This window comes from Acetobacter fallax, from assembly GCF_011516735.1.
Taxonomy (GTDB): Bacteria; Pseudomonadota; Alphaproteobacteria; order Acetobacterales; family Acetobacteraceae; genus Acetobacter; species Acetobacter fallax.
Window position 1 is genome coordinate 1 of sequence record NZ_WOSX01000035.1, and the last position, 19,643, is coordinate 19,643.

General features: G+C 53.8%; 15 protein-coding genes and 2 pseudogenes. 14 read left to right on the forward strand and 3 right to left on the reverse strand.

Annotated features, from left to right (window positions below):
* The 9 genes and pseudogenes from GOB85_RS14335 to msrQ form a co-directional block, all read left to right on the forward strand.
* Positions 1 to 98: pseudogene (locus GOB85_RS14335) on the forward strand (IS5/IS1182 family transposase); the annotation flags it as partial.
* Positions 99 to 244: 146 nt separating this feature from the next.
* Positions 245 to 1,699, forward strand: a complete 1,455-nt coding sequence (locus GOB85_RS14340; protein WP_338421756.1) for a TonB-dependent receptor — start codon at positions 245 to 247, stop codon at positions 1,697 to 1,699.
* 622 nt (positions 1,700 to 2,321) lie between these two features.
* Positions 2,322 to 4,658 (forward strand): TonB-dependent receptor family protein, encoded by a 2,337-nt coding sequence (locus tag GOB85_RS14345; protein ID WP_242011528.1) that lies wholly within the window; start codon positions 2,322 to 2,324, stop codon positions 4,656 to 4,658.
* An 83-nt stretch (positions 4,659 to 4,741) separates the two neighbouring features.
* A pseudogene (locus GOB85_RS14350) lies at positions 4,742 to 5,505 on the forward strand (IS5 family transposase).
* A 229-nt stretch (positions 5,506 to 5,734) separates the two neighbouring features.
* Positions 5,735 to 7,042 carry a glycoside hydrolase family 68 protein gene (locus GOB85_RS14355; protein WP_173578192.1) on the forward strand — a complete coding sequence of 436 codons (1,308 nt, stop codon included), beginning with the start codon at positions 5,735 to 5,737 and terminating at the stop codon, positions 7,040 to 7,042.
* Between the two features lie 467 nt (positions 7,043 to 7,509).
* Positions 7,510 to 8,199 carry a preprotein translocase subunit YajC gene (locus GOB85_RS14360; protein WP_242011529.1) on the forward strand — a complete coding sequence of 230 codons (690 nt, stop codon included), beginning with the start codon at positions 7,510 to 7,512 and terminating at the stop codon, positions 8,197 to 8,199.
* Positions 8,200 to 8,933: 734 nt separating this feature from the next.
* On the forward strand, positions 8,934 to 10,127 hold the full coding sequence (locus tag GOB85_RS14365; RefSeq protein WP_173578193.1) for an MFS transporter: 1,194 nt from the start codon (positions 8,934 to 8,936) through the stop codon (positions 10,125 to 10,127).
* A 203-nt stretch (positions 10,128 to 10,330) separates the two neighbouring features.
* On the forward strand, positions 10,331 to 11,266 hold the full coding sequence (gene msrP, locus GOB85_RS14370; protein WP_173578194.1) for a protein-methionine-sulfoxide reductase catalytic subunit MsrP: 936 nt from the start codon (positions 10,331 to 10,333) through the stop codon (positions 11,264 to 11,266).
* Between the two features lie 57 nt (positions 11,267 to 11,323).
* The gene (msrQ, locus tag GOB85_RS14375) at positions 11,324 to 11,947 is read left to right on the forward strand and encodes a protein-methionine-sulfoxide reductase heme-binding subunit MsrQ (RefSeq protein ID WP_242011530.1); all 624 of its coding nucleotides are present in this window, start codon (positions 11,324 to 11,326) and stop codon (positions 11,945 to 11,947) included.
* 198 nt (positions 11,948 to 12,145) lie between these two features.
* Here the strand turns inward: msrQ and GOB85_RS14380 are convergent, their stop codons facing one another.
* Complete coding sequence (locus GOB85_RS14380; RefSeq protein ID WP_206752298.1) at positions 12,146 to 12,292, reverse strand: transposase; 147 nt, start codon at positions 12,290 to 12,292, stop codon at positions 12,146 to 12,148.
* Between the two features lie 443 nt (positions 12,293 to 12,735).
* On the opposite strand from GOB85_RS14380, the gene GOB85_RS14385 reads away from it, so the two are divergent.
* A complete protein-coding gene (locus GOB85_RS14385; RefSeq protein WP_242011531.1) occupies positions 12,736 to 14,082 on the forward strand; it encodes an amidohydrolase family protein in 1,347 nt (448 codons plus the stop codon).
* A gap of 304 nt (positions 14,083 to 14,386) precedes the next feature.
* On the opposite strand, the gene GOB85_RS14390 is transcribed toward GOB85_RS14385, so the two are convergent.
* Entirely contained in the window at positions 14,387 to 15,133 is a 747-nt protein-coding gene (locus GOB85_RS14390) for a sulfotransferase family 2 domain-containing protein (protein WP_173578198.1), read from the reverse strand.
* Positions 15,134 to 15,520: 387 nt separating this feature from the next.
* A complete protein-coding gene (locus GOB85_RS14395; protein ID WP_173578199.1) occupies positions 15,521 to 16,552 on the reverse strand; it encodes a glycosyltransferase family 2 protein in 1,032 nt (343 codons plus the stop codon).
* Between the two features lie 278 nt (positions 16,553 to 16,830).
* Between GOB85_RS14395 and ruvC the strand changes: the two genes are divergently transcribed.
* From ruvC to ybgC, 4 genes are read left to right on the forward strand one after another with little or no spacing between them, the layout of a single operon-like run.
* A complete protein-coding gene (gene ruvC / locus GOB85_RS14400) occupies positions 16,831 to 17,424 on the forward strand; it encodes a crossover junction endodeoxyribonuclease RuvC (protein WP_173578200.1) in 594 nt (197 codons plus the stop codon).
* Positions 17,421 to 18,038, forward strand: a complete 618-nt coding sequence (gene ruvA, locus GOB85_RS14405) for a Holliday junction branch migration protein RuvA (protein ID WP_173578201.1) — start codon at positions 17,421 to 17,423, stop codon at positions 18,036 to 18,038. The genes ruvC and ruvA overlap by 4 nt, the downstream gene beginning before the upstream one ends.
* Positions 18,035 to 19,114: a Holliday junction branch migration DNA helicase RuvB gene (ruvB, locus tag GOB85_RS14410; RefSeq protein WP_173578202.1), complete on the forward strand. Its 1,080-nt coding sequence runs from the start codon at positions 18,035 to 18,037 to the stop codon at positions 19,112 to 19,114. The genes ruvA and ruvB overlap by 4 nt, the downstream gene beginning before the upstream one ends.
* Positions 19,111 to 19,536, forward strand: a complete 426-nt coding sequence (ybgC, locus tag GOB85_RS14415) for a tol-pal system-associated acyl-CoA thioesterase (RefSeq protein ID WP_173578203.1) — start codon at positions 19,111 to 19,113, stop codon at positions 19,534 to 19,536. The genes ruvB and ybgC overlap by 4 nt, the downstream gene beginning before the upstream one ends.
* Positions 19,537 to 19,643: the final 107 nt, after the last annotated feature.

Sequence of the window (19,643 nt, forward strand, 5' to 3'; positions counted from 1 at the left end):
CGAAGGATGTCGAGACAACAATCTCGTCATCCTGCGCATGGTTGATGATTGCCCATATCCGCAGAGTTCTGCGAAAAATCAATCAAACCGCTTTCTGATTCAGGCTCTTAGCCAGCCGCTCTTCTTCGTTACCAGCCCGACCATCCCTTCCGGAACGACAGGCGGGATCAGTGCGCTGAGTAAAACCGGGACAGTTGCCAATGTCGTGGGGGCGGGAGGCCTGCAGCATAGCACGACGGATAACGTGACGCTGCGGCTTGCCTATGATTTCACGAACTGGCTCCGCCTGAACTACACGACAGGCTTCTGGAACAACGAGACGCGCGCCCGGTCCCAGACTTACCTCACCAGTGCATCCGGCGCGGCGACCTTCGGGGGCGTATCCGGTTTTGCCAACGATACGTACACTTATAACGAAGAGCATCTGATGAACACGGTCTCGCTGAAAACCAGCACGAAAGGCCACTGGGATGGCGAAGTCATTTTTTCGGATTATGATTATCTGAAGGATATCCAGCGCAACCCGGCAGGAGTAATCAGCGGCACAACTTTCATGCCGAACGGCTACATCGCGCGCATGGATGGTTCTGGCTGGACGACGGCTGACATCAAGGGGATCTGGCGCCCCAATGGTGTGGGCGATGCGCATGAGCTCAGTTTCGGTGGCCATCGGGACCAGTATGACCTCCGGAACCCGACTTACAGGACAGACAACTGGAGCTCTTCACGGGACACAGAAAACGGCACGCTTTATACCGAAGGAAGGGGCACGACGACGACTTACGGTCTCTGGGCGCAGGAAGTATGGAAATTCGCGCCAAAATTCACTTTGACGGTCGGAGGACGAGTGGAATTCTGGCGGGCAGCCGACGGATTCAATCTTGCCGGGCAGGTTGCTGCCAGTCGGCCGTCGCAACATTCAACCAATTTCTCGCCGAAGGCGACGCTGGCCTGGCAAATCAATCCAAACTGGACCACGAAACTATCCTTTGGTGAAGCATGGCGTTATCCGACTGTGTCCGAACTGTACCAGATCGTTTCAACCGGAGGCACTTACGCCGTCCCGAATGCCAATCTGAAGCCCGAACAGGTTTTTTCAGGTGAGGCCATGATCGAGCGGCACACGCAAAACAGTAGCTTGCGCCTGTCGCTGTTCCAGGAAAACACGCATAATGCGTTGATTTCGCAAAGCACACTTCTGAACAACATCTATACCACCACGTTCCAGAATGCGAATGAGGTGCGCAATCGTGGCGTGGAGTTCGTGGTAAACCAGCGTGATGTGCTCTTCAGAGGACTCGATCTCTCGAACAGTGTGACCTACGTTGATTCCTGCATTCTCTCCGATCCGGGTTTCCGGAGCTCGACTGGCACGACTGCGACCGGCAAGCATGTGCCCTACGTGCCGAACTGGCGTGATACGGTGCAGGCAACGTGGCATGCGACATCACGCCTCGATCTTTCGGCGGCCCTTCGGTATCAGGGTAAGATGTATTCCACTCTGGACAATACTGACCGTGTCAGTCACGTTTTCGGTGCGTTCGACAAGTTTCTTGTTATGGACGTACATGTTCACTGGCGTGCCAAAGGGCCGCTAAGCTTCGACGCCGGGATCGATAATATCAATAATGCCAGATATTATGAATATCATCCCTTTCCGATGCGTAGCTATATTGTTGATCTGAAAGCCAGTTTTTGAATGCAGTGAGATGTCGGTGTCGTCGCGCCGTTATCTTACCCGTAAAACTATCAATTTCGGGCGTCGCGCAAGCCTTGCTTTTTTTACGCAGCGAGCTCATTTCCCTGAATGCGGAAAAGAGCCAGTCGTGCCAGATCTGGTGATCTCACGGGTTATTCTCATCAACTATTACTGCATGACGTTTTTCCTGGAAGAGGACAGATGACGCGATTCATTGTTGCAGCGGTTGAGTGAGTGGTAGCGCAAGACATATTATTACCCGTCACTGATTCTTGATTTTTTGATCATTAATTATGCGAATGATCCTTTTCATGATGGCTGATCAGCAAGACGACGGGGCGAAATGCCTGGGGTATATTCGCTTCAATTAACCAGACTGAGTGACAGGAGGAGAGGCGATCTTCGTTTCGATCTGATGCGGGCGAAAGCGCGTATGACCCCTCAGTAGTCCAGCACTCTTTATTATCACATGCAGTGCCTCAAAACATCACAAGACAGGCTCCCTGAAACAAATAAATAGTCGAAACTCAATTTCACGATTCAAGTTGACGGTTTCGTTCTGTTCGTCATATCGTAAAACGATAAAGCATCGTGTTTTATGCGCTATTCTCTGGATTAAACTATGATTAAGTGTAATATAGCTAAACTTCGTTTTCTTATTGCACCAGTCAATGGTTTGATGGCGCATCCGTCACCAGTCGACTGGAATAATTTGAAAGGATGTCTGGTGTTCTGCCTTATTACAACAGGTTGCGTGACTCTCCTGGTTCCTCAGAAGGGGTGGGGAGCAGATCGTCAGTTACCGGTCAAACAGAATGTGAAACATGTAGCGGGGTCATCACCTCGGGATAGTAAGAACAATGCCATGACTGGGAAGGTGTCATTGAAAGAGTCATCACCTAAACCCGGTTTTCTGACGCCATATGCAGCAGAAAACACAGAGAAAGTTTCAGTGGCCGGACGACGCAGAACTCCTGTTGATCGCGCGCTGTTAAGCCTGTCCAGTATTCCGGGTGGTACAAGCGTCATCGATGCGAAAGAGGTGCTTAAGGGACGGAATTTTACCAACGCTGATGCTCTGGCATTTCAACCTGGTGTATTCGCTCAGTCTTCGGGCGGCGGAGATGGTGTCCGTTTGTCTATTCGCGGTTCTGGCATTCAGACGGGAACGAATTATTTTCGTTCGGGCGTCCTGCTCATGTTCGACGGTCTGCCTGTAACAACACCGGCGGGTACACCATATGAACTGTTTGAAACACTGGGTATCAGATATACAGAAGTGCTAAGAGGCGCCAATGCTTTCGACTACGGCGGTCTCCAGCTCGGTGGCGGAATCAATTATGTCACGCAGACTGGCTATGATGCCCAGCCTTATCAGGCGCGGGTCGAGGCCGGTAGTTTTGGCTATCATAAAGAGCAGCTTAGTTCGGGAAAAGTGATTGGTAAGGCAGATTATTATATCAGTCTCACCAACTCCTACCGTGGCGGATATCAGCAACAGACGCAGGCAACCAGTTTTGGCGTTAATGCCAATTTTGGTTACCGGTTTAATGATCGGATTTCTACACGTATTTTCTTCCGCTATCGTCAGACACAAAACGGGTATCCGGGATACCTGACACGCGATCAGATTCTGGATAATCCAAAACAGGCTCAGGCTCTGTATGTCAGTTTGCACGCCCGTCGCATCCAGCCCGGATCGAAATGGTATGGTGATATGACAACCATCGAGATTGATGATCATTCCAGGCTTCAACTGGGCTTTGATTATCAGGATGCTCCGATTGATATTGAAACAGGCACGTCTGCGAGTCTCTGGGGATATAAAACCATTGCCGGCGTACTGAAATATTCCCGGCAGGACGTTATCGCTGGCCATAAGAGCGATACTCTTTTCGGGATCGATACCTATACTGATCTGGATGCATGGCGATCTTTAAGGGTCAGGTCTTCAACGGGTCTGTATGCAGGCCTTCCGGTCGGCTTTATGTTGCATCATGCAACCTACGGTGGAACGGATAATTACTTTCATATTCGGAATAATACTGAGATATTTCATAATTTCTGGCTGACAGCAGCCGGCGCGCTGGGATTCGTGCAGAGATCAACATCTGTCACATATCCAACCCAGAGTTCAATTGGAACGTCATCTGTAAACTTCGCACCGCGAGGTGGGTTTCGATACGTGATTTCGCCGCATGTTGAAGTATACGGAAACGTTAGCCGCAGTCTTCAGCCTGCCAATGACTGGCAGCTTCTTTCCGGGCCCGTATATACATCAGGTCCGGCTCAGAATCTGAATTCGGGTGGTGTTGCTTTGAAAAATCAGACAGCAACGACCTTTGAAATTGGTACAACCGGGAATTACGCACAGAATAAATGGAGTCTGACCTATTATCATTCTGCCGTTCATAATGAACTTTTGTCAGTCATGACTCCTTTATCACAACTTTACGGGAATGCGACGTATTCGAATGCATCTCCAACAACACATCAGGGGGTTGAATTTTCACTGGAGACAACATTGCTGAAATGGGGTGCGGGCAGCAAACTGTCTCTGCGACAGGCCTACACATATCAGGATTTCCACTACAATCATGATGCTGTGTTTGGACATAATAAGTTGCCGGGTATTCCTCAGCATTTTTATCAGGGAGAAATACACCTTGATTTACATAATGGTTTTTATGCGGGCTTTAATGCGCAGGTATCATCAAAGGTTTCAGGATCTTATGATGACACTTATTTCGCGCCTTCCTATCATATTTTTAATGCTAATATCGGCTACTCCTGGCTGAAAAAACATCGGGAAATATTCCTGTCATTTAACAACCTTGCCAATACACACTATGCTTCCATTGTCGTTCCTGGATATATCGCAGCCGGGCAACAGCTTGCCGTGATGCAGCCAGGTGACGGATTTGGAATTTTCGCTGGTGTATCGGTTGGATTCGATTGAAGTGTTCCAGGCTCAGGACCCATTAATTTATTGAACTGAGCGTGGTGTTGTGATTCACAGGTTTCCCGATGGAGGGTGGGCCAGTGAGTGAGTTGTTTTTGCTGTCCGAACGCCAGATGGAACGGATCAGGCCGTTTTTTCCTCTGGCGCATGGGGTTCCGCCTGTGGATGACCGGCGGGTTCTGAGCGGGATCGTTTACGTGATCCGCAACGGTCTTCAGTGGAAAGACGCACCGCAAGCCTATGGTCTGCACAAGACTTGATACAATCGCTTTATCCGGTGGAGCCGCCCGGGTGTCTTTGACCGGATCTCTGTCGCCCTGACGGAGCGGGCAGGCCGGTCGAAGCGCCTGATGATTGATGCGATACATCTCAAGGCTCACCGGACAGCGGTCTCCCTGCTCAGAAAGGGGCTTTTCCCCGCCATATCGGACGGACAAAAGGCGGACTGGACTCAAAGCTTCACTCTGTATGCGATAGTCAGGGGCATCCTGTCCGACTGTATCTGACAGCGGGCCAGGTGAGTGATTTCAGAGGCGCTGATGTTCTGCTGGCGGATCTGCCCGATGAAACAGAAGAAGTTCTCGGAGACCGGGGATACGACAGCAACAGGATCTGGCAGTCTCTTGCAGACCGGAATATCACCGCCTGTATCCCGCCGAAGAAAAACCGGAAATCAAAGCCGCCTTACGACTGGCATCTGTATAAAAAGCGCCACCTGATCGAAAACATGGTCGCAAAGCTGAAAGACTGGCGGCGTGTTGCCACCAGATATGACAGATGTGCTCATACATTCATCTCCGCTATCCATATCGCAGCAAGCTTCATCTTCTGGCTTAAAGAATGAGTCCTGAGCCTGAGATCGTCATCAAACGCTTGCGTCATCACCGTCTCCATCAACAGAAACGGTGAATCACAATTCGCCTCCAGCGTCACCCCAATGGTTCTGAATTCAGTGGAGCCGCGCCAGAACTCTGAATCGCAAACAAATACAGAACTGCGCCAGAAAAGATCTTCGTAAAGACAGGCATCATTCTCCTTGTCGATATCCGGCAAAGCTCTATTCGGAGAAATAAATGACTTCCTACACGTCACGGTGGACAATCGCCGATGCGCTGAAAGTTCACGCTGACGACCCGACAACGACCATGCCTGTCATTGATCAGAATTTTCCGACCATGGATGAGGCGGTGATGATCTGGGATACAGGTGCACTGAGAAACATCCATGGGCAGACAGTCACATTTAAAGGATGGCACGTTATCTGGTCGCTTGCGGTTGATAAAATCGATCTCACAGACACAAATATTTACGACGAATGGCATTCCCGAAATAATCGGGCCTATATTGGATACTGGTATTCAAAAACCGGAAACGGTGATGACTGGCAGTGGGGTGGGCGTCTCCTCAAAACAGAAGCTGATCTTCGTCCGCATGAATGGTCCGGTGGACTTATCATGCGTGAAGGAACCGGAAATGTTGTAGATATGTTCTACACATCTGAAGCAGACTCTCCGATTAATCAGTCCGTTCCATCTGTTTCGAGTGGTCAGATTTATGCCGATGAAAATGGCATCTGGTTTGGCGGGTTCGAGACCACGACAGAAATGTTCTCTGCAGATGGCGTGCATAATGCCAACGCGCAGCAGGATCCGTATTTTGATTTCCGTGATCCACATCCATTTGTGAACCCGACAGATGGTCGCATCTATTGTATTTACGAGAGTAATGTTGCCGGAATGCGTGGTGACTTTACGATCGGCAGTGATGAACAGGGAACTATTCCTCCCGGGTTCACTGTCTCTGCTGGCGCCCAGTATGGCGCAGCATCAATCGGGATCGCGGTTCTGAATGATGGTGCTTATAAGCGTGGGGATTTCTCGCGCGATCAGTGGACGCAACTTGCCCCGCTGGTGACGGCTCTTGGCGTGAATGACCAGATGGAACGTCCCCATGTCGTGTTCAAAGGTGATCTGACCTATCTGTTTACGATCAGTCATCACAGTACTTATACTGGCGGTCTCTCAGGACCGGATGGTGTTTATGGTTTCGTCTCCGAAAACGGAATTTTCGGGCCCTATAAGCCTCTGAATTCGTCCGGTCTCGTGCTTGGTAATCCGTCGGCAGCTCCATACGAGACCTACTCGCATTTTGTGGATCCGGATGGTTATGTGCAGGCATTCATTGACACACTGCCTGCATCCGGAACTGATCCGAATAATCCGGATACTTTCCGGATTGGCGGAACGCTCGCTCCGACTGTGAAAATCGAACTCGACGGGGATCGTACGTTCCTCTCCGAAGTTCATGGTTACGGACAGGTTTATGCTCAGGCTTCCTGGCCCGTCGGTAACGCATGGGATCACCGTCCAGCAGCCGGCTGATCCAACTGATCCAATGAAAGCCGCCCTTTTGGGCGGCTTTTTTGTGTCGGGAGAGACTCTGTGTGGCCGTTATCAATACAGATTATTGTCCTGACGGCGTGGCCCGGAGTTTTGGCGATGACAGGTGGACTCATGGGCTGTTTTATGGGGGGCCACTAATATATTTTAACAATAAAAAATTATGTTTAAATATTGTAATATTGTATATGTATAAAATTATTTTATGTATTCAGAATATTGGTATAATTATAAATAATCACATTCTGGAATGACTTTCATGCTGCGATGCATCCGTCACAGCGAGGTGAACAATTCCTGATCACTAAAATCCGGAAATATCACGGGCCAGGAAGCTGTAGTGTCAGGCGCGGATGGCAGGGTTGTCAGCTTGCCTTGCAGGGAGTGGCTACTCCCTGCAAGACGCTGTAACGTGTGGCAGACTGAACAAGACGGATAGCAGGAAAGCCATGATTCCCGGAGCCTTCACTTCCCCCGTTAAGCGATACCGCTACGCCTTTCTGGCGGCTTTTGCCTTGTCTGGTGCTGGTTCGCTGCACATTGGTACGGCCCGTGCACAGGCCGCCATCACGGGAAATCAGACAACCGTTGCCACTGTTGAAACAATCGATTCGGGAGAGGGTGACCTTTTGCTGCGGGATAACGATGGTGGCCTCGTTACCATCGAAATTCCGCGGGACACTCATAATCTGCCGAAGCTGCAGCCAGGCGATCAGATCAGGCTTCGATTCTTTCAGACGCTGGATGCCACGCTCGCAGAGCCTGACAGTCCTCCGCCGGTTTCGACCGTCTCGGCAGCACATGGATTCAGGAACCGTCATCCGCATGGAACTCTGATTTCCTTCAGGCGGAGGCGTGTTCGTATTGTCGCTGTCGATGCGGCGAAGAAAATTGTCACGATTACTCGGGCATCCGGTGAAAATCTGACGATTCCGGTGCAGCAGAAAGCATTTCAGCCGCTTCTGGCAACGTTGAAAACAGGTGATCTCGTTGATGTCACGACGATGGATGCCGTCTCGTTCACGGTGCTGAATCGTGTTGTATCGCCGTCTGTTACCGTTCAGGAGGGGAGCGCTGCATCACCTTCTGCTGTCGTTTCTCCGCCTCCGGCTGCCCAGGTCGCAACGCCTCAGCAATAAATCGACCGGGCCTTAAGGCGGTTTCTTTCGTCAGGTGGTGGGATGGCAAATCTTTTTGTTACCCTGCTTCCGCCTGACAAGGCGGGCGAACCCTGAGATTCAGGTATTGCCTGCCGGTGAAGACCGTAGCGTTTTGCGGAGTGTGCTATGAAAACTGCTCTGATCCTGCTTCTCGCCCTGACAGCGTGCCAGGGCCGCAATACAGATTCACGTCACCATATTTCCGGATTTTATGGCAGCAGCGGCGCCGGGGCGATGCCGTAACAGCCGAGGGGGGCTTTTGAAACAGCCTCTGAGCTGGCACGCGAGACCGCTCGGAGTCTCCCCGTTCTCTCAGAATAACCAGTATCGGATCCGGATAAAGTGCGCTGCCCGTCGATCCGACTCCCTGTTTGTGTTTCGATACTCAAAAATACATGCTGGCCACACCTCTCGCTGGATGTGCTCACTGACGAGAACCCATAATCCGACGCAAACCTCAGAAGCTGTTTTCTGTTGTCTTCACATCAGACCACCCATAGTTGCTGTCTCTTTCGCGGACGCCATTATGAACCTGATTTCAGGATGTTAAGGGCAGACATGCCTGCGCTGCCATCAGGTAAAAGTCACGAAGTCCGGATGCTGAATTCTTCTGCCGTGCGGTCCTGCCATCTGGCTTCCCGTCTGTCCCGGAAATATGTCACAAGGATTGTCCGTCTGGCGCGTTCAGGATCGTCGCTTCTGTCAGGAAATTCATGCTTTTTAAAACACTTTCCGGTCAGGCCATTGCAGGGCTCTGTGCCCTGTTTGCCTCCACATTTATCGCTGTCACAACCGAGGTCGCGCCGGTCGGACTCCTGATCGATGTATCGCAGGCCTTTCGGATCAGTGATGGTCAGGCCGGGCTTGCGGTCAGTGCCTATGCCCTGCTTGTGGCCTTTGGCGCCGTGCCTCTCACCATCGTGACAGGTCGTATGGACCGTAAGCTGCTGATGCTGCTCTGTCTGGCCGGGTACATTGTTTCCAATCTGATTTCTGCTGTTGCACCCACTTTTCTGATCCTATGCCTGGGGCGCGCGATCGGCGGGATGGCGCACGCGGTACTGATGTCCATTGCATCTGCCTATGCCGCCTATCTTGTTCCTGAGCGAATGACCGGACGCGCTATTTCCTTTGTTTACGGCGGTACTTCCCTGGGCTCTGTGCTTGGTGTGCCTGGAGCTGCTGCCATCAGCCATTTCGCTGGCTGGCGCACTGCACTTTATATCATGGCCGGCCTCGCTGTTCTGCTGACCATCTTCATTGCCCTTTTTCTGCCCCGTGTCCGGGCGCCGGCGGGTGGAACCCCACGTCTGCCAACATTGCGATCCCGGCATGCGGGCCGGATTTTCGCTATCGTGGTCGCGGTTAATGCAGTCTTCTTCTTCGCGCATAACCTTCTCTACACATACGTGTCGCCTCTTCTGCTGGCGCATGGTCTCCCGGAAAGCGAGCTGAGTGTCGCGCTGCTCATTACCGGTGCTGTGAGTGTACTTGGACTATGGGGAGCCGGGCAACTGGTGGACAGCCTGCCTGCTGCGGGGCTGTTTGGGGGCGGTATCGCCATGCTGGTCGGCATGAGCCTGGTTTACGATCATCTGCTTTCCGGCTGGATGTCGGTCGCTGCGGTGGGTCTCTGGTGCGCCGGATATGCCGCGGTGATTCCGTTCGTCATGTCCGGAGCCATTCGTGCTCGCGCTACCAGCGCTGATGTTGCGGGGGCAGCCATTAATTCCAGTAGTAATTTTGGAATATTGATGGGATCAGCCATTGGTGGCCACGTGCTGAGTGCAGCTGGTTTTACGGTTCTATGTCCCGCAGCCGTTATTGTTGCGCTAACCGGCATCCTGCTAACAGTCTGCAGTCCGGCTGCTTTTCCTCGTAAACTGGCTGATACGGGTGATGCCTGATTGTCCTGACGTCAGGACCACGCCCTTGCCGTAGTTATTGCTCTTGCGCTGAAGGCTGTAATCTCGCAGCGTGTTTCATGAACGGTTCTGCTGCTGTGACCAGACAGCAGGACGGCCCGGCTGTCTGGTGTGTCTGTCCGGTAGTCAGTAACAGCAAACGGGCAGGTTCATCTGTATTCGTACATCAGGCAGGAGAGACTGCCATGGCTTCATATTCTTTCCCGCAGCCTCTTCCGGGTGAAATCACTCCGAAGGAACATTATCTCAGACGCCGGACGATTCTTTCCGGTGCCGGCCTTCTTGCCGCAGGGGGTGTCGCAAAAGCCGCTGGACTGCAAACGCATGCAGGTCCTTTCGGGACTTCTGAGACGCCAACTTCCCGGGATGACATCACGCATTACAATAATTTTTACGAATTCGGCCTCGATAAATCCGATCCGGCCCGCCTGTCCGGCGATTTCCATTCCCGTCCATGGACGCTGCGCATTGAAGGGGCGGTTGCCAGACCACTGACCATCGACATTGATCAGCTCATTGCTGCCCATATGCCGGAGAACCGGGTCTATCGTATGCGCTGTGTGGAAGCCTGGTCCATGGTCATTCCCTGGGATGGTATTCCGCTGGCAGATATTTTGCGTCAGGTGGAACCTCTGGGGTCAGCCAAATTCGTAGCCTTCAGGTCTGTGTTCAGACCTGACGAAATGCCGGGGCAAAGGGGTGGGGCAGGGGGCATCTCCTGGCCTTATGTGGAGGGGCTTCGGCTTGATGAAGCCATGAACCCGCTGACTCTTCTCGCTGTCGGGCTATACGGGGATATATTGCCCAGCCAGAATGGCGCGCCTCTGCGGCTTGTGGTGCCATGGAAATATGGGTTCAAGGGCATCAAGTCAGTAACGACTCTCTCGCTCGTTGAGACAATGCCACCAACGTCATGGAATCAGCTCGCACCCGATGAATATGGTTTTTATGCTAATGTGAATCCGGAGGTTGATCATCCACGCTGGAGTCAGGCGAGCGAACGGGTGATCGGGAGTGGGGGATTCTTTGGTGAAAAGAGGCAACCTACCCGTATGTTCAATGGTTATGGCGAACAGGTCGCGCATCTTTATACCGGAATGGATCTGCGAAAATATTATTAGGAATTCTGATAAAATCAGCCTGGCTCAATGAAACGGATGTCGGGGAGGGTTTCTGATTTGGTCGTTTCATCCCGATGGGCACGAAAGCCGGTTGTAAGCCTGTTTCTCTATACGCTGGGCTTTACTCCGGCGCTCTGGTTTTTTCTGCTTGGTGTCCGCAATGAACTGGGGCCGGACCCGGTCCGCAGTTTTGAACATACTCTCGGGCTCTGGGCGTTTCGCTTTCTGCTTGCTTCTCTCGCAATCACTCCGCTGCGCGTGATGTTCGGCGTCAATCTCATCAGTTATCGTCGTATGCTGGGATTGCTCGCCTTTGCCTATGCTTTCATGCACGTTACGACCTATATCGTTCTCGATCTGCGGTTCGATTTTGCTATTCTTTATCGCGATCTGACGCGGCGGCCCTTCCTGATTTTCGGAATGATAGCTTTTATTTGTCTTTTGCCTCTTGCAATCACTTCCAACAGGATGTCGATCCGTAAACTGGGCCGGAACTGGCGTCGTCTTCACAGGCTTGTTTACCCTGCGCTGATCGCTGCCTCGGTTCATTTTCTGATGGCGTTTAAGACATGGCATACAGATGCGCTGCTTTACGTCATGTGCGGCAGTGCCCTTCTGGCTGTTTGGGTAGTATTCTACGGCATGAAACTGCAAAAGTTACGCCTGGGATCTTCCGGATAAATTGTGATCGGTCCTTATTTATATTTGCACCAAAAAATTTCCCGGGTCGCGTTTAGGGCTTGTGGGGATTCATCGTGAATGGATGATGGCTGCGGCGAGATAGATTATTGCGGTGAAATTTTTGTCTGTTTTATTGGCGCGTATGGCGATGCGCCGGAATGCCGTGCTCCGGTTGCCAGATATCGAAGGCAGGTTACGTCAGGGATTGCCTGTCCGCACAATCCGGAGCACCGCTTCCATAAACAGTCGATTGTTCCGGCCACTACGTCCGGGATTGCCCGGCTTCCCCGGACAATGCGGTTCCATCTGTGCCCATTGGGCATCCGTCAGCACAAAACGTTCCATCAGGAGCCTCGGGTGCATCAGCCCGTTCGGTAGCGGCCGGGTCGGGGTCGGGATTTCGACGGCGATCCGATGGCTGTGTCGGGAGCGGGAAACCGGAGAGCGGACAGCACGCAGTCAGGGCAAGCCGCGTGGATTACGGCTGGACGGAGTGAAGCTTTCATTGCCGGCATGATCGAAGCGCAAAAGGATATTACCTGCTCTGGTGATGGCATTCTTTACGGACGTATTCTGCGGTTCGTTCGTCCTGTCAGTTATGATGCGTCCTCCGGGTTCCTGGATGATGTCTGGAAACAGAAATCTCCGGTCCGGTCGCTCTCCATCATGTCATCAGCAGAGAGTAGACACTGTGCCCCACTGCGTTCACGCTGACGGACTGTTTGACTGCGCTGCCACGCACGAATTTTCGGAGATATGGCCCGATGAAAAAACTCCGGCTCCTTTGTATGAGCGCTTTGATTCAGGGCCTCGCCGCCTCAGCATCTGCGGCGGCTTCTCCCACGCTGTTTGAGCACGTTCGTCTCATTGACGGCACCGGTGCGCCTGCCCGCACAGACATGGCTGTTCTTGTAGAGGATGGAAAAATTGTTTCGGTGACACCCTCAGCCCAGGCGCCATCAGTCGCCGGTGCGCGGGTTGTCAATCTTGCCGGACAAACCATGATTCCTGGTCTGATCTCGGATCACAGTCATGTCGGGCTTGTCTCAGGAACAACAACCGGCAGCGCGAATTTTACCCGGGATAATATCCTGGGGCAGCTCCGCCAGTTCGAACAATATGGTGTGACGACCGTTGTCGCGCTGGGCGTGACGAAATCTCCGCTGTTCGATGATCTTCGCCGTGAACAGCATGCAGGTCTCAATCCGGGTGCCGATCTGTTCGGTGTCGATCAGGGTATCGGGGTTCCGGATGGTGCACCTCCTGTTGGCATGATGCATGTCGATGATTCCCAGGTTCTGCGTCCGGTGACTCCGCAGGAAGCGCGCGCTGATGTCGATAAAATGGCTGCTGAAGGCACTGATCTCGTCAAGATATGGGTTGATAATTTCAAAAACGGTGTTCCTGGAAAACCAGGTCTGCCCGTCATGAAACCGGAGATCACTCAGGCTGTTATCACGCGCTCTCATGAGGAAAACCTTCGGGTCGCGGCCCATATTCACGATCTGCATTATGCAAAGGAACTGGTTGGACAACACGCTGACATTCTTGCCCATGGTGTCAGGGATCAGCCCGTCGACAGTGCGCTTATCAATGCCATGAAGGCTGGTGGTGTCTGGTATATTCCCACCATCAGTCTTGATGAATCTGTTTATCTTTTCGCTCAGAATCCTGAGCTTCTGAATGATCCGGAACTGACCCGGGGACTCAGTCCCGCACTTCGGGCCGAGTTCGCTGATCCGGTCTGGCGACAGAAAACGCTTTCAGATCCGCTGGCCGATGCCGCACGCAAGGCCGTGGCCATGAATCAGAAAAATCTCGTCATCCTTATCCGCGCCGGGGTCAATGTAGGGTTTGGAACTGATTCGGGCGCAACACCGCTGCGTATTCCCGGTTTCGCCGAGCATCGCGAACTTCGTCTGATTGTCGGTGCCGGACTGACTCCGTCCGAAGCCATACATCTCGCCACGGGTCAGGCAGCAGCGCTTATGCATCTGACCGATCGCGGTATTATTGCTCCTGGAAAACGTGCTGATCTGGTTATTCTGAAGGCGGACCCGACGTATGATATCACGGCTGTCGATCAGATCGTCTCTGTCTGGCACGGGGGTGAGCAGGCTACGGGCGTTCGTTGATGAGGGTCTGAAATGAGGCCATTCTGGCAACCGGGCGCTTCTGCGGATAAATATGTCCGTCAGATCATGAGGGTATCTGCATGTGGCACCGGATTGTTCACTGTTGTTCCGTTGCCGGACTGAGATCTTCCGGCTTTAGCCGGGTCTGGATCACGATCCGACGCTGACGGATTCTGTCAGAGACCAGATCATGTGGATCAGGGGCAGGGCGGGGCAGAGGTCTGGAACTCGTCCACAGGCCAGTTTTCACAGTCTCTGGTATTAATATGTGAAAATATAGTCAGAACGGGGACTGGCTGTGCTGTCAGGCAGCATTCAGAACGCGGGCCTGAATGTCGTAATCCTGCCGGTATAAGGCGCGGATGCGCCTGATCTGCTGAGGTGTCGGTGCGACCGACGGCGTGATGGCGTCATTGAGCCGGGGTATGGACGAGCTTCCGTCCGGGAACAGATGATCTGATAGTGCCTGCAGATTGGTGATGTGAAACAACTGATCGACCAGAATCCGTCCGCTGCCATCAGTCACATACCAGCTTTGCGGACGAAAAATGTGATCTACCTGATACCAGTCGGTCGCCTGTTCGACATGATCCAGAGCATCATCCATAGATTTGAAGGCTGCATACCCGGCCGAAAAAGTTTCAGCGAGATCCCGGTGCCTTCCGCCGCCGCCCAGCGCATGACGATACGCTGAGACAAAGCGTTCTGCCGGGTCACGGATAATCGCAACACTTGGCAGAGCCGATAACGTGGCAATGCTTTTGCGGAAATACCGGATGCTCCGATGTTCCAGTTCCTGTCCATACAGGGTGCGACACACAGCCGTTCCTGCATTCTTCGGAACATGAATAAAAAGAACGCCGGCTTTACGAATCAGTTCGTGCCGGTTTCGGCGCTTTTGTCCCTGAGGCAAAGAAAGACCCAGTTCGGAGCACCGTTCATGCATATCACCGAGCAATCTGACCCCGAAAAGACGGGGCAGTATCTGCGAAAATTCCGGGAGGCGTCGTGATGAGGTCGGGGTCTGAAAATCTGATACTGAAACCTGCATGAAATCCTCTGGCGATCCCGGGAGCTTCGTGCTCGTAAATACGCCTGTGGATATCGGCACCGAAAAATGCCCGTCAACAAGACTGAATATGTTACGTAATATCAGATATGTATCTATGTGTAACTTTCGTGCCTTTTTGTGGCAAAATAACGAGTTTTATGAGCATTCAGACATAAAACTTTGAAATTCGGGTAAATTGTTTTGCTGTCCTGGTGGGTGATATTCTCAGCGTAGATGATTCGGTTGCCAGGAGAGGCAGGTGTCAGTGTGTTTTCGCGAAATGCACCTGCCGAAAAGAAAATGATACCTCGGAAAAGGATCATTCTGCCGCCTGAGCCACAGGGGCGTAACGCGTGACCAGGATGCCGGATTACTCCCTGCGTGCAGTCAGTCGTTTGTCTGAGGAAGCTGAAAATCCGTAAACCGACGGCCTTCCTGCATACCATATTCAACATAATGCCGAAGCGGCGCGAAACCTGCCGCTGCCACATCAGGATTGAGCCGACGGTAAGCTTCTCCGTCGAATGGCACGATGTGTTCAAATTCATCGGCTTTGAGGCCAAGAATCTGCACGGCATCCGTCGGATTCGATGGTTCGAGGGGTGCCTGAGTTCCCAGGTAATCATCGGAGAACCCCAGGGCACGCATATGGTTAACGAATCCAGGAATACGGAGAAAAACGCCACTCGTGAAGCGCTCGTGGTAGTCCTGTTCCGTCATGAAGAAATATGGAATCAGATGACTTCCCAGCCCTTTGTGCGCTCGCAGTGCCTCCGGGTCATCGAGCGGAACGGAGTTTGCCAGTTTGTTCCGGGCATGTCGCAACAGATCTGCGAAGGGCTTGTTGTGCATGTGTAAAAACGTGAAATTCGTGTCCGTCCAGCCTCCTTCCGCGCTCGAAGTGATCGCATGAAAGCCACGATCGACCTGTTCTGTGCCAGTGCCGGCTGCGAGAAAAGTTTTCTGATAGTGGTTTGGCTGGAAGCATCCTGGTCTGCCCGGCACGTTCATGAGGTTCACACGGAAGCGGAAGGCCTGTTTTATACCCGTGAGCGCATCGAAATGCCTGTGAACGGCGGTTCGGGAACATGACAGGCCATCCGGGGTGTAAACAGCGAGAAATTCGTCACAATCGACCGGAAGAGCAAAGTCATAACCACCGCAGAGATCCCATTCCGCGATGATATTTCTGACGTGCGTGCCTTTGGTCTGGAAGTCTTCAATACGGTTATGCTCATGGCGAATGTCGGCACCGGCACGTTCATACATCCGGAGCGTTTCAAGCACTGACGGGTCTCTGGAGCCGTTGTCCAAAACAACGAGATTTTCAAATCCGAACAGGTAGCCGTAATACCTGAACCATGCGTTGAGAAGCAGGTTTTCGTCTTTCTGCATCATCACGCATCTGACGCGCGCCATCACCCGATTCCTCTGTTTGTTTCAGAAACGGCTCCGTCTGGCCGAAAAATGTTCCCGGTGCAGCAATTTGCTGAGGCCTGAACCGGAGCAGGGAGAGCGCCCGATGCGGACGGTCTGCTATGAAGCCGGACGAAACGCCTGCAATCACCCGCCTCTCGCTGCCATGTCCGGCACACTCCCGCAACCTGTCGCCGGGGCTTGTAAGGCAAGTCCTGTCGGGCAGGCACAAATCAGGAACAGCTCTGGTCTAGCCGCCGTGTGGCGGCTAAGACACTGGCATGACGTCACGCACCCGGCTTCTTGGCATCGACCCTGGCCTCCGTTTTACCGGCTGGGGCATCATCGACGTGGAAGGCAATCGCCTGATTCATGTGGCGGATGGCGTTATCGCCACGGATGGCGATAAACCTGTGCCTGCGCGCCTCTGTGCACTTTACGACGCTCTGACGGCCCTTATCCAGACTCATAAACCTCGGGAAGCCGCCGTTGAGGAGACGTATGTCAATCGCAATGGCTCTTCGACGCTCAAACTTGGCTATGCCCGCGGCGTCGCTCTGCTGGCTCCGGCCCTGGAAGGCCTTGCTGTTTCAGAATATGGTGCAATGGCTGTTAAACGTGCTGTTGTCGGCACTGGTGCAGCAACGAAGGAGCAGGTTGAAATGATGGTCCGCCGTCTGCTGCCTGCCGCGACCATCAGCCGTACGGATGCTTCGGATGCTCTGGCTGTGGTCATCTGTCACGCGCATCTCCGTGCCAGTGCCCTTCGTGTTGCCGCCGGTCGCGCCTCGGTGGAGAGTCGCCCTGCCGGAACACGTGCTCCGCGCGCCCGTCGCCCTGTAAGCGCCGGAATCACGCCGGACAGTGTCGGATGATCGCTTCACTCGCCGGTCTTCTGACGCAGGTTGAAGCCGATCGTTGCGTCATCGACGTCAACGGTGTGGGTTATCTGGTCTTCGCCTCCACCCGGACCCTCTCTGCACTGTCCGCGCCACCGGAACTTGCCCGCGTGCTGGTTGAGACGGTCGTTCGCGAAGATGCTATCCTGCTTTATGGATTTTCCGACAGTGCTGAACGCGACTGGTTTCGCCTGCTTACCGGCATCCAGGGAGTCGGTGCCAAAGTTGCCCTCGGGCTGCTCTCCACCATGTCTCCTTCCGAACTGATCGCCGCGATCAGCAGCGCCGATAAAGCCAGTCTCACCCGTGCCCCGGGTGTTGGTGGCCGTCTTGCTGAACGCCTGCTCACCGAACTTCGCGACAAGGCTCCGAAAATGCCTGGTGGTGGTTCGGGGATGGCCACGGCCTCAATCATCGCGCAGACAAACCAGCCGGTTACGATTGAAAGCGACGCGCTTCTTGCGCTTGCCGGTCTCGGTTTTCGTCGTGCGGAGGCCTGGCCCGTGGTCATGAAGATCATTGCTGAGGCCGGGGAGGGTGTCTCACTCGACATGGTTATTCGTGGTGCACTGAAAGAACTGGCCCGATGAGCGATCGTCCGGAGATGGATCGCACCGTCGATCCGGTCCGCGCTGAGGAGGATCTCGGCGAAGGCGCTCTGCGCCCGCAAACCCTCGCGGACTTCACGGGGCAGAAAGCCAGCCGGGAAAATCTTGGCATTTTCATTGAGGCGGCCCGCGCCCGTGATGAAGCGCTGGACCATGTTCTCCTTCACGGCCCGCCGGGTCTCGGCAAAACCACTCTTGCCCAGATTGTCGCCCGTGAACTCGGTGTCGGTTTCCGCGCCACGTCCGGGCCGGTTATCCAGCGGGCCGGCGATCTGGCTGCCATTCTCACCAACCTGCAGCCGCGTGATGTTCTCTTCATCGATGAAATTCATCGCCTGCAGCCAGCTATTGAGGAAATTCTCTATCCCGCGATGGAGGATTTCCAGCTGGATCTTATTATCGGAGAAGGTCCGGCTGCCAGATCCGTGCGAATTGATCTCGCGCCTTTCACTCTTGTCGCCGCCACTACACGGGCTGGTCTGCTCGCTACTCCGCTTCGGGACCGTTTCGGTATTCCGTTGCGCCTGGTTTTCTATACCCCGGATGAACTGAAGCTGATTGTGGCGCGTGGCGCCCGCAAACTCGGTTTTGGGCTCACCGATGCCGGGGCCTATGAAATTGCCCGTCGCTCTCGCGGTACCCCCCGTATCGCCGGCCGGCTACTGCGTCGCGTGCGGGATTTCACGTCGGTGGGCAACCGCACGGGAGAGCCCGTCGGCGCGGAACTCGCGGATGCTGCGCTTACGCGGCTTGAAGTGGACAGTATCGGGCTGGACTCGATGGATCGCCGTTACCTGATGCGTATCGCGGAGTATCACAATGGCGGGCCGGTGGGCGTCGAGACCCTCGCCGCGGCCCTCGCGGAGGCTCGTGATACAATTGAAGACGTGATCGAACCTTATCTGATCCAGGAAGGACTCGTGCTGCGCACCAGCCGGGGTCGTGTTCTGGGCGAACGGGGCTGGCGCCATCTCGGGCTTATTCCGCCGGTTTCATCGCAGGCCAGTCAGTTCGATCTTCTTGCCGATGACGACACTCAGGGAGGCTCAGGCCCTTGACCACGCATAGCATCGATTTCCGCGTCTATTATGAAGACACAGATGCCGGCGGCGTTGTGTATCACGCCCGCTATCTCGCATTTGGCGAGCGCGCCCGGACAGAGGCTATTCGCAGTCTCGGCATGGCGGCTTCGGACCTCAATCGTGAATACGGTCTGGCTTTTGTGGTGCGGAATGCGGCTCTCGATTTTCGCGCGCCTTTCCGTCTCGACGACATTCTGACGGTGAAGACCCGGCTGACTGAGCAGGGACCGGCGAGTTGTCGTCTCGACCAGGGGATGTATCACGGGGAGCAGTTGTGCGTGCATCTTGATGTCCGCCTGGCGTGCATCAGGATCGCCGATGGCAGGGCTGCCCGATTTCCGCCACCGTGGCGTGCTTTGCTCGGTCGACTCGCGGATGAAACGCCGGGTGCCCGATGATGACGTGTTGAGAAGTATAAGCTCTCTTCTGCTTTCCGCGGGAAGCCAGTAAGGAACGCGACATTATTTGATGTTCTGCCGAGTCGGGCCGGGAGGCCGGCGCGACG